The organism is Rhodococcus sp. ENV425, from assembly GCF_002887785.1.
In the GTDB taxonomy this organism is placed as follows: domain Bacteria; phylum Actinomycetota; class Actinomycetes; order Mycobacteriales; family Mycobacteriaceae; genus Rhodococcus; species Rhodococcus aetherivorans.
Genome location: NZ_PCZU01000041.1, coordinates 1 through 10,033, shown reverse-complemented (window position 1 = coordinate 10,033; position 10,033 = coordinate 1). Strand labels below are relative to the sequence as shown.

Below are 10,033 nucleotides of genomic sequence, written 5' to 3'. Positions count from 1 at the left end.
CCCCGCAACGCGTTTACGTGTCGTCACGCGTCACGTGTCAATACCAGTACTTCCGGCCGCCGACAGCCCGGCCCGTTGCTCCGAGGATCGCCAGGATTGCGCCAACCACCAGGAGAATGATCCCGAGGACATACAGGATCGAGATGTTGGTGAGGAAACCCACCACGAGCAGAATCAAACCCAGAACGATCATGAGTATCACCTCGCTGTCGGTGCCCGTTGCCGGTCGGATCCGGGCCGTGCAGAGGGGATACCCGCATCGGATGTGCCGAAACCTCGCGAACCTCTCGTTGTGAGAGGGATGTGCACTTCGCGTCGATCCGTGGCGCGCGGACGGCGCCGGTGGCATTGTCGGGTGCATGCCTACTTCGGAGAACCCCGGGGACAGCGTTCCCGGCGAGTACAGCGTCGACGACGAGGACCAGTTGCAGCCGGAGGATTCCCTGATCGACCGCGGTGTCGACGACGTCCTCGACGAGGGATTCTCGCCCATGGAACGGCCCGTCGGCCTCGAACGCCACGAGACCTTGGACGAACGGCTCCGCGAGGAGGAGCCCGAACGCGAGGACGACGAGGGGGAGAACGAGTTCCGCAGCTCCGTCGCCGAGGCGGGCCGGGCGCGCGCGGGACGCCTCGTCGCGCCGGACGAGGGCACCGCGGAGGACGTGGATTCCGAGCTGTTCGGCACGGACGTAGGGATCGACGGGGGCGCGGCCTCCGCCGAGGAAGCGGCCGTCCACCTGATCGAGGAGGAGGAGCCCGACCGGCAGGACTGAACGGCGGCCGCCCGGCACCCGAGAACTCGGATGCCGGGCGGCGATCGGCCGGAGGGACGCTCAGACGGCTCCGGCGCCGAGCAGGGACGACTCGTCGTCGTTCCACCGCTCGAGCACGTAGGCGGCGAGCCGGCCCTCGAGGTATTCCATCGCCTCCGCGCCGAACGCGATGTCGCCCGCGCAGCGCGGATCCCGTTCCACCAGATCGCCCACCACGTCGTAGCGCAGCACCTGCTCGTGCACCGCGTCCGCCTCGATGTGCTCGGTGTAGAAGTGGATGCAGGCGCTCGGCGCGCCGAGGCGTTCGAGGCCGCGTGCCATGCGGCGCGCCATCGGGGAGGAGGTGATCTCCGCGGAGGCGAACAACCCCACGAGCTTCGGGGTGTGTGCGCGGTGCAGCCCGCACAGGGACATGAAGTTCACCGTCGCGAGCGTCTCCGCCGGCACCCGGTCCAGATACGCCAGGTATCCCGGATCGAGTCCGGCCGCGGCGAGCAGGTCGAAGTAGAGGGTCGAGTGCATGCGGTCGGCCCGGCCGCCGCCGTACTCGTCGAACTCCACCGCGACGAGCGCCGCTTTCGCCCGGCCCGTGAGCCGGGGGATGGCGAACGAGTGCGGGTCGGCCTCCTTGAGGTGGTAGACGGACCGGTGCACGAAGAACTCGCGCACCTGCTCCCAGGTGCCGCGTTCGCAGATGTGGTGGGATACGCCCCACGCGTCCTCGGGTTCGCGGCACAGGTCGTCGAGCACCCGCTGGGGATCGTTGCCCGAGGGCACGTCGGCGTGCAGCCGGTCCAGGAACAGCCCCTCGAGGCCGGCCCGGACGGTCAGCGGGCCCGGCGCCCATTCCCAGCCCGCGTCGACTCCGTCGAACCCGCGGTAGGACAGTTCGTACAGCACCGTCAGGGCCAGCTGGGCGTCCTCGCCGTAGGGGTCGATCCCGGCCACCTCGATCGGCCAGATCGCGGTATCGGCCGGACGCGCGAGCCGCTCGATCACCTCTCGGGAGACAGGGCCCCGGGCCCGCGGAAGGGCGGAGGACTGCATCACGACGGTCGGCGAATTCGCAGGCATGTGCGCGGATACCCGGACCCGATTCGTGCGAAACGCCCTGCGGCGCGCGGGTGTGGGACGGGTTCGCGCGGGTATCCGCCCGGGCATGAACGGTGACAACAGCGACAACGAGAACACGGCGCCCGGGGGCGAGGACGTCGAGCGCCCGCCCCACACGATCGACTATCCCGGTGCGACGGCCGACATGGCCGAGCGGCCCCGCGACGAGATGCGGGACTACCGGGGCCGTGACCTGCTCGCCGGACGCAAGGCCCTGATCACCGGCGGCGACTCCGGCATCGGGCGCGCGGTGGCGGTGGCCTTCGCGAAGGAGGGAGCCGACGTCGCGATCGCCTACCTGGAGGAGCACGACGACGCCGAGCACACCGCGGAACTGGTGCGGCGTGCAGGCCGTGCATGCCATCTGCTCCCGGGCGATCTCGCCGCCGCGGAGCACTGTCGCGCGGTGGTCGCCGACGCGGCCGCGGCGCTCGGCGGCCTGGATCTGCTGGTGAACAACGTCGCGTACCAGGAGCCGGTGGACGACCTCGCCGAGCTCGACGACGCCCAGTGGCGGCGGACGTTCGCGGTGAACATCGACAGCTACTTCCACGTGACGAAGGCGGCGCTCGCTCACCTGCCCCGCGGCTCCGCGGTGATCAACACCGCCTCCATCAACGGTCTGCGGGGTAACAAGTCGCTGATCGACTATTCGGCGACGAAGGGCGCGGTGCTCGCGCTGACGTACTCGCTGGCGCAGTCCTTCCAGGATCGAGGAATCCGCATCAACTGCGTGGCGCCGGGGCCGGTATGGACGCCGCTGATCCCCGCCACCATGGATGCGGAGAAGGTCGCGACGTTCGGGCAGCAGGCCCCGTTCGGCCGGGCCGCGCAGCCCGACGAGATCGCGCCCTCGTACGTCTTCTTCGCCTCCGAGACGATGTCGTCGTACTACAGCGGTGAGGTGCTCGCACCGATCGGTGGCGAGACGCTGCCCGGCTGAGCCCGGTCACCGCCGCCGGTAGCGCCAGGGGTAGGCGACCCACAGGGTCAGGAACAGCACGACCGTGACGACGCCCGCGGCGATGCCGGCGGCGGTATTGACCACCAGTCCGACGACGAGCACGACGACGCCGGTCATCGCGACGCCCAGCAGGAGCAGGCCCGCCATGGCGAAGCGGTGCGCGGTGTTCACCAGCTCGGGGAGCCGGCGCTGCCGGAAGAGCAGGCGGTGCATGCCCACGGGAGCGACGAGGAGGATGGTGGCCGCGATCGACGCGAGCACGGTGACGAGGTAGACGCCGCGCTGGAAGTCGGTGAGTGCGTCGAACCGGCTCTGGAACGGCAGGGTGAGCAGGAAGCCTGTGAGGAGCTGGACGCCGGTCTGCACTACGCGCAGCTCCTGCAGCAGGCTCGACCAGTTCCGGTCCAGCCGCTGCACGGGGGTCTCGTGCCGGACCTGCCTGTTCCACTCCTCGTTCGGCACCGCTGCGGGCTGCACGGTTGTGACATGCCCCGTACGGCGCCCGTCAAACCTCCGCGGCGACGACGGCAGCCCACTTGTGACCTGTGTCACTGTGGGGGTACTGTCGGCTCCACCAGGGACAACGGCGCTCTGAGGAAGGAGAGCGGTCATGAAGCTCAATCTGTTCGTCGCATGGACCGGGTACATGCTCGCGTTGCTCTCGATCGTGAGTCTTGCGGCCTTCCTCTACGCCGCGGGTTCCGGCAACGGCGGGTGGGCGCTTGTCGCCGGCATAGTATGCGTCGTCGCGGTCGCGTCGGCGATCGCGATGATCGGCACGACCGTCCATCACGACCACCGTCTGCATCGCGAGACGCCGCACCTGTTCTGACGGTCCGGTCCCGCCGCCGCCTCACGCCTCGGCCAGGCGCCGCTTCTCGAGTTCCACGTCGAACCCGGCGAGCGGCCAGTCCAGGTCGAGGCCTTCGAACGCGTCGATGAGCAGTTCCATGACGGCGATGCGGCTGTACCACTTGCGGTCGCAGGGCACGACGTACCAGGGGGCGTGATCCGTCGACGTTCTGTCGAGCATCGCCTGGTACGCCTCCTGGTAGGCCGGCCACAGCTTGCGTTCGGAGACGTCGCCCGGGTTGTACTTCCAGTGCTTGTCCCGCCGCTCGAGCCGTTCTGCCAGGCGCCGCTTCTGCTCCTCGAGCGAGACGAACATCGCGACCTTGATCAGCGTGGTCCCGTTGTCGACGAGCTCACGCTCGAACTGGTTGATCTCGTCGTACCGGGCGCTCCACACGCTCTCCGGTACGAGGTTGTGGACCCGTACGATGAGGACGTCCTCGTAGTGTGAGCGGTCGAACACGCCGAGCTGCCCGGCCCGCGGCAGTGCCTTGTTGATGCGCCACAGGTAGTGGTGGCGCCTCTCGTCGGGGGTGGGCACGCCGAACGAGGTGTGGTCGACGCCCTGCGGATCCACGTGGCCGATCACGTTGCGGACCATGCCGCCCTTGCCGGCCGTGTCCATGCCCTGCAGGATCAGCAGGATCGACCGGCGGTCGCCCGAGCGCCCGTTGGCGAAGAGCATCTCCTGTAGCCGCGAGAGCACCGCGCCGCGTTCCTCGATGAGCAGTTCGCCGGTGGCCTTGTCGCCGGAGAAGCCCGGGGTGCCGTTGGTGTCGATCTCGGCGACCCTGGTCCCGGCGTGGGCGCGCAGCACCTCGACGGCCGGCGTCTGCCACGGGTCGGTGCTCTTGACGGTCATGATGCCGAGGGTGCCACATCCGGCGACCGGATCAGCCGGGTTCGAGCTCGGTGTCGTCGGGGCGGGTGGGATAGGGCGGGGCCGAGACGCCGTCGACCATGTGGCTGCCCCACAGGTCCGTCTCGCTGATCCGGACGGTCGCCGGCGCGGGGCCGCCGGGCCCGGGCACGGTCAGGTGGAGGTCGGTGCCGGGGGAGAGGTCGGTGCCCGGCGGCAGGGCTGCCGCGAGGCCGCGGATCCGGCCGCGCCAGCGGTAGCGCCCGCTGATGGGGTCGAACGCTCCGGCCAGCTGCACCTCCGTGGTGGCGTGCTGCTCGCCGACGGTGACCTCGGCGGGGCCGCGGTAGCCGTCGGGTTCGTCGTCGTGTGGGTCGGACATGCCCGCGACTTTACATGTAAACGCCAGTTACATAAATCTGGTCACGGCGTGCCGGCCTCCGGGAGCAGCGGGTGCGGCCGGCTCTTGAACCGCGCCGGCGAGCCGCCGACGGCGGCGATCCCGGAGATCCCGCCCCAGGTCATCATGGTGAGGTAGTCGGTCAGGTCCTCCGCCGACATCGACTTGTTGGAGATCCACCAGTGGGTGGCGAGCTGGATCGCGCCCACGATCGCGTACGCCCACGGCACGGAACCGCCCGAGTCCATCTCCAGATTCCGGAGCCGCTCGCCGATCACCGTCGCGACGAGTTCGGCGATCATCCGCTCCGAGTTCGCCACGACATCGCGCCCGGCCGCGGCGCTGTTGGTCATCACGTACAGGTACACCTCGGGATCCGAGGCGACGGTCTCGACGTACGTGGCGATCGCGACCCGGGTCAGGTCGTACTCGTCGAGATCCTCCGCCACCGCCGCGTAGATGCGCGGAGCGAGGATCGTCTCCACGTACCGGAGCATCGTCGCCGTGGTCAGGTCGTTCTTGTCGGTGAAGTACCGGTAGAGAACCGTCTTGGACACGCCGATCTCGGCGGCGATCTCGTCCATCCCGACGTCGCGCCCGCGGGACCGGATCGCCTTGATCGTGCCGTCGACCAGTTCCTCGCGCCGGGCGATCTTGTGCTCGTGCCAGCGGCGCTTGCGCCCGTCCTGCTTGGTCGGCGCGGCGGCTGTCGGGACCGGCGTGTCGGTCGGGGGCAGGGGCTGGGGAACTCGGTGGTTCGGCACTGGGTGGCACATCCGTTCGCTGTCGATCGTCCGCCCAGTTTATAAGGGGGTGTGCCGCACCCCGTGCGGATGTCCCGTTCCCAGGGGGGACGGTGTGCCGAACCTGCGTCCCGCCCCTGCGGGTGGCGGGTTCGGCACAATGGTGGAGGTGCAGCTGATGAGCATCGACGATGACGCCAAGCGCAGGGATCTGCGGCGGATGAAGGCGGTCGCCACCGGCTTTCTGCTCGCGGCGACCGCGGTCTACCTGTTCTGCCGCTGGCAGGAGTCGCGCGGTGCCGGCGAATGGGTGGGGTACGTGCGGGCGGCCGCCGAGGCCGGGATGGTCGGCGCGCTCGCGGACTGGTTCGCCGTCACCGCGCTGTTCCGGCATCCGCTCGGGATCCCCATTCCGCACACGGCCATCATCAAGCGGAAGAAGGATCAGCTCGGGGCGAGCCTGAGTTCGTTCGTCGGCGCCAACTTCCTCGCCCCCGAGGTGGTGTCGGAGAAGGTCGAGAACGCCCGGATCCCGCTGCGGCTGGGCACCTGGATGGCCGAGCCCGACCACGCCGAGCGGATCGCGCAGGAGACGTCGACGGTGCTGCGGGGCCTCGTGACGGTCCTGCGCGAGGAGGACATCCAGCAGATCATCGACAACACCATCGTCAAGCGCATCGCCGAGCCGGAGTGGGGGCCGCCCATCGGCCGGGTGCTGTCCGAGCTCCTCGCCGAGAACCGGCAGATGCCGCTGATCGACATGCTGGCCGAGCGGGCCCATCAATGGGCCCTCGGCAGCCAGGAGACGATCGACCGCATCATCAGCCGCGACTCGCCGTCGTGGTCGCCGAAGTTCGTGGACCTGCTGCTCGGGGAGCGGATCCATCGCGAGCTCGTCGAGTTCACCTGGAAGGTGCGCTCCAACCCCGACCACGAGGTGCGCGTGGCCGCGAACCGGTTCCTCGCCGACTATGCGCGGGACCTGCAGCACGACCCGGTCACCATCGCCAAGGCGGAGAAGGTCAAGGCGGAGATCATGGGCCGCGAGGAGGTCACGCAGCTGGCTTCCGCGACGTGGCGGGCGGCCAAGCGGATGATCCTCGAGTCGGTCGACGATCCGCACAGCACGCTGCGGACGAAGGTCACCGAGAACGTCATCCACTTCGGCGTGCGGCTGATGGAGGACCACGAGCTACGCGGCAAGTTCGACCGCTGGCTGCTGGATGGGGCCCGGTACATCGCCGCCAACTACGCCGACGAGATCACCGCGGTGATCCGGGAGACGGTCGAGCGCTGGGACGCCGAGGAGGCGAGCCGCAAGATCGAGCTGCAGGTGGGACGCGATCTGCAGTTCATCCGCATCAACGGCACGGTGGTCGGATCGCTCGCCGGCCTGGCCATCTACACCCTGTCGAACCTGCTGTTCGCGTGACGTGCCACACCTGCTAGCAGAGTGCTTGCTACAGCTAGCACTTGCGCGTACGCTGAGGTTGTGTCCACGAAGGAATCGGGTGAACCAGCCGACGGGGGGGACGGTGACAAGGACGACGCGTCCGGCGCCACCGAGATCGCTACCCGGGTAGTCAGCACTGCCGCCCAGGACATCGGCAGTTTCATCCGCTCGCAACGCGAGGCGGCGCAGGTGTCCCTGCGTCAGCTGTCCCAGCTCGCCGGCGTCAGCAATCCCTACCTGAGCCAGATCGAGCGAGGGCTGCGCAAGCCCTCGGCCGAGGTGCTCGGTCAGATTGCCAAGGGTCTCCGGATGTCCGCGGAGGTCCTCTACGTCCGGGCCGGGATCCTGGAGCAACGTCCGCAGAGCGCGGTGCGCGACGCGCTGCTCGCCGACGCCGTCCTCACCGAACGGCAGAAGCAGGTCCTGCTCGACATCTACGAATCGTTCTGCCGCGAGAACGGTTCCCGCCCGTCCGGGGCGGCATCCGCACCGGGGACATCTGCCCCCGAGGTATCCGCATCCGAGACGTCCGCATCCGAGGCCGCCGCCCCGAAGGGCGCGACCGACCCCGACCAACAGGAGAACTGACATGACCGATCCGAAGACCTTCGCCACCCCGCTGTATGCCGCCGTCGGCGCCGGCGACGCCGTGGTCCAGGCCGTGGCCGACGTGGTGGCCCGGACCCGCCGTCGCGCCGAGACCACCCAGACCGACGTCACCGACCGGGTCGACAGCGCCCGGGGCCGTCTCGCCGACTTCCAGGAGGACCTGACCGAGAACGTCGAGTCCCTGCGCGAGCGTCTCGCGGGCCTTCCGGCCGAGCTGCCCGAGGATCTCGCCGAGCTGCGCGAGAAGTTCACTGCCGAGGAGCTGCGCAAGGTGGCCGAGGCATACCTGAAGGTGGCCTCCGACATCTACACCGCGCTCGCCGAGCGCGGCGAGGAGACCATCGAGCGGCTGCGCAAGCAGCCGGTCGTCGAGGAGAGCATCGGCCGCGCCGAGGCCGCGTTCGGTGACGCCGTCGAGCTCACCGAGGATGCTCTCGGCACCGTGGCGCGGCAGACCCGCGCCGTGGGCGAGCAGGCCGCCAAGCTCGCCGGTCGCGCCGCCGGCCGGATCGAGGAGACCGCCGGCGATGTCGGCGAGGCCATCTCCGGTGCCGGTGAGGAGGCCGGTATGCGGGTGCTCGATCTCGGTGGCCAGGCCCAGGAGGCCGCCGAGGAGGCCGCCGACCGGGTCGAGACCGCCGCGCTCGAGCTCGACGAGGCCGCCACCAAGGTCGAGGAGGCCGCGGAGAAGGCCGCCGCGCCGAAGACCCCGGCCAAGGCGCCCGCCCCGGCTGCGGCCAAGGCTCCGGCCAAGACTCCGGCCAAGGCGCCCGCCAAGAAGGCCGCGCCGCGCAAGACCACCGGCGCCTGATCTCGACCGGTCGGTAGAACCGCCGACGGCCCCCACGCGACCTCCGCGTGGGGGCCGTTGCTCGTACCATGGGGACGTGCCCAACGTCGATTCTCTCGCCGCCCTGATCATCTTCGCTCTGCAGATCGTCGCGCTCGCCGGGGCGGGCTTCGCGCTGCTGCATGCCGTGCGGCAGCCGGCCGAGGCGTTCCCCGCGGTCGACAAGCTCACCAAGCCGGTGTGGCTCGGCATCCTCGCCGCCTCGCTGCTGGTGATCTTCGTCTTCTGGGGCACCTTCATGATGCTCGGGATCATCGCGGTCATCGCCGTGTGCGTGTACCTCGTCGACGTGCGGCCGCGGGTGGACGAGGTGCAACGGCGCCGGTGGTAGCTCTCCCCGGGAGCCTTGACAAGCGCCGACAGGTTGGTGACACTTCGAGTAACGGGTAACAACCGAGACGAGGTGATCGACGATGGCGCTCACCCGGACCTTCCGCACCGCCGACCGTCAGGACACCGCCGAACGCCTGCTGGCGTCCGCGGCGCGCTCCTCCTACGACCCGGCCCTCGAGATCGACTGGGACGCCCCCGTCCCTGCCGACAAGTACGGCATGACCCCCGAGTGGAGCAGCCTCTACGGCACCGCCCTGTGGGAGTCGATGACCGAGCGGCAGCGGATCGTACTGACCCAGCACGAGGCCGCCAGCATCGCCGGCACGGGCATCTGGTTCGAGATGATCCTGATGCAGATGCTCGTGCGCGACCTCTACCGCCGCGACCCCGCCACCCCCTACGTCCAGTTCGGGCTCACCGAGATCGCCGACGAGTGCCGGCACTCGACGATGTTCGCGCGCGCGGCACAGCACTTCGGGATCCCGTCCTACCGGCCGAAGCGCTGGATCCGGGAGAGCGGCCGGCTGTTCAAGGCCACCGCGAGCGGAGCGCTCGCCTTCGGCGGCACCCTGTTCGCCGAGGAGATCCTCGACATGATGCAGCGCGACTTCATGCGCGACGAGCGGGTCCAGCCCGTCACCCGCACCGTCAGCCGCATCCATGTGATCGAGGAGTCCCGCCACATCCGGTACGCCCGTGAGGAGATCATCCGCCGCACGCGCCACCTCTCCCGCGCCGACCGCGCACGCGTCCGGCTGCAGCTGGGCATCTCCGCGTACTTCGTCGTCACGAGCCTGGTCCACGACGACGTCTACGCCGCCGCGGGACTCGACGTCGCCGAGGCCACCGCCGCGGTCCGCGCCAACACCCACTACCACGACCGGCTCCGCGAGGGCGCACGACGGACGATCGAGTTCCTCGACGACGTCGGCCTGATCGGGGGACCGTCCACCCTGCTGCTCCGCCGCGCCCACGTCCTGTGACCGCGCGACCGTCCCCCGGCCGCCGCACGTCGCGACGGCCGTCGTTCCAGCAACCAGGAGAACAACACAGGTGAAGAAGCCGTCCCGCAGGACCACCC

The 10,033-nt window shown here is 69.7% G+C and carries 14 protein-coding genes; 8 read left to right on the top strand and 6 right to left on the bottom strand.

Annotated elements, in window-relative coordinates; translation table 11 throughout:
- Nucleotides 1–37: 37 nt before the first annotated feature.
- Complete coding sequence (locus CQZ88_RS29710) at nucleotides 38–193, bottom strand: DUF6131 family protein (protein ID WP_180986935.1); 156 nt, start codon at nucleotides 191–193, stop codon at nucleotides 38–40.
- 166 nt (nucleotides 194–359) lie between these two features.
- On the opposite strand from CQZ88_RS29710, the gene CQZ88_RS02935 reads away from it, so the two are divergent.
- Nucleotides 360–776 carry a DUF5709 domain-containing protein gene (locus CQZ88_RS02935; protein WP_029545216.1) on the top strand — a complete coding sequence of 139 codons (417 nt, stop codon included), beginning with the start codon at nucleotides 360–362 and terminating at the stop codon, nucleotides 774–776.
- Between the two features lie 60 nt (nucleotides 777–836).
- On the opposite strand, the gene CQZ88_RS02930 is transcribed toward CQZ88_RS02935, so the two are convergent.
- Entirely contained in the window at nucleotides 837–1,850 is a 1,014-nt protein-coding gene (locus tag CQZ88_RS02930; protein ID WP_065922287.1) for an iron-containing redox enzyme family protein, read from the bottom strand.
- Nucleotides 1,851–1,935: 85 nt separating this feature from the next.
- On the opposite strand from CQZ88_RS02930, the gene CQZ88_RS02925 reads away from it, so the two are divergent.
- Entirely contained in the window at nucleotides 1,936–2,832 is an 897-nt protein-coding gene (locus tag CQZ88_RS02925) for an SDR family oxidoreductase (protein WP_102799241.1), read from the top strand.
- 6 nt (nucleotides 2,833–2,838) lie between these two features.
- On the opposite strand, the gene CQZ88_RS02920 is transcribed toward CQZ88_RS02925, so the two are convergent.
- On the bottom strand, nucleotides 2,839–3,330 hold the full coding sequence (locus CQZ88_RS02920) for a DUF6328 family protein (RefSeq protein WP_029545210.1): 492 nt from the start codon (nucleotides 3,328–3,330) through the stop codon (nucleotides 2,839–2,841).
- Nucleotides 3,331–3,463: 133 nt separating this feature from the next.
- Here CQZ88_RS02920 and CQZ88_RS02915 point away from each other — a divergent pair, with 133 nt between their 5' ends.
- Nucleotides 3,464–3,685: a hypothetical protein gene (locus CQZ88_RS02915; protein WP_006946496.1), complete on the top strand. Its 222-nt coding sequence runs from the start codon at nucleotides 3,464–3,466 to the stop codon at nucleotides 3,683–3,685.
- A 21-nt stretch (nucleotides 3,686–3,706) separates the two neighbouring features.
- On the opposite strand, the gene CQZ88_RS02910 is transcribed toward CQZ88_RS02915, so the two are convergent.
- Genes CQZ88_RS02910 through CQZ88_RS02900 form a run of 3 tightly spaced genes read right to left on the bottom strand, consistent with a single transcriptional unit; the run spans nucleotide 3,707 to nucleotide 5,728 of the window.
- Nucleotides 3,707–4,567, bottom strand: a complete 861-nt coding sequence (locus CQZ88_RS02910; protein ID WP_006946498.1) for a PPK2 family polyphosphate kinase — start codon at nucleotides 4,565–4,567, stop codon at nucleotides 3,707–3,709.
- A 31-nt stretch (nucleotides 4,568–4,598) separates the two neighbouring features.
- Nucleotides 4,599–4,946, bottom strand: a complete 348-nt coding sequence (locus CQZ88_RS02905) for a DUF4873 domain-containing protein (RefSeq protein WP_029545207.1) — start codon at nucleotides 4,944–4,946, stop codon at nucleotides 4,599–4,601.
- A gap of 41 nt (nucleotides 4,947–4,987) precedes the next feature.
- Nucleotides 4,988–5,728, bottom strand: a complete 741-nt coding sequence (locus CQZ88_RS02900; protein ID WP_006946502.1) for a TetR/AcrR family transcriptional regulator — start codon at nucleotides 5,726–5,728, stop codon at nucleotides 4,988–4,990.
- A 157-nt stretch (nucleotides 5,729–5,885) separates the two neighbouring features.
- On the opposite strand from CQZ88_RS02900, the gene CQZ88_RS02895 reads away from it, so the two are divergent.
- The 5 genes from CQZ88_RS02895 (at nucleotide 5,886) to CQZ88_RS02875 (ending at nucleotide 9,935) form a co-directional block, all read left to right on the top strand.
- Nucleotides 5,886–7,139 carry a DUF445 domain-containing protein gene (locus CQZ88_RS02895; RefSeq protein WP_373566444.1) on the top strand — a complete coding sequence of 418 codons (1,254 nt, stop codon included), beginning with the start codon at nucleotides 5,886–5,888 and terminating at the stop codon, nucleotides 7,137–7,139.
- Between the two features lie 60 nt (nucleotides 7,140–7,199).
- On the top strand, nucleotides 7,200–7,748 hold the full coding sequence (locus CQZ88_RS02890) for a helix-turn-helix domain-containing protein (protein WP_102799228.1): 549 nt from the start codon (nucleotides 7,200–7,202) through the stop codon (nucleotides 7,746–7,748).
- 1 nt (nucleotide 7,749) lies between these two features.
- Nucleotides 7,750–8,580 carry a hypothetical protein gene (locus CQZ88_RS02885; RefSeq protein ID WP_006946505.1) on the top strand — a complete coding sequence of 277 codons (831 nt, stop codon included), beginning with the start codon at nucleotides 7,750–7,752 and terminating at the stop codon, nucleotides 8,578–8,580.
- 76 nt (nucleotides 8,581–8,656) lie between these two features.
- Nucleotides 8,657–8,950, top strand: coding sequence for a DUF2516 family protein (locus CQZ88_RS02880; protein ID WP_006946506.1), 294 nt, complete (start codon nucleotides 8,657–8,659; stop codon nucleotides 8,948–8,950).
- A gap of 82 nt (nucleotides 8,951–9,032) precedes the next feature.
- Nucleotides 9,033–9,935 carry a diiron oxygenase gene (locus CQZ88_RS02875; protein WP_050035632.1) on the top strand — a complete coding sequence of 301 codons (903 nt, stop codon included), beginning with the start codon at nucleotides 9,033–9,035 and terminating at the stop codon, nucleotides 9,933–9,935.
- Nucleotides 9,936–10,033 lie beyond the last annotated feature (98 nt).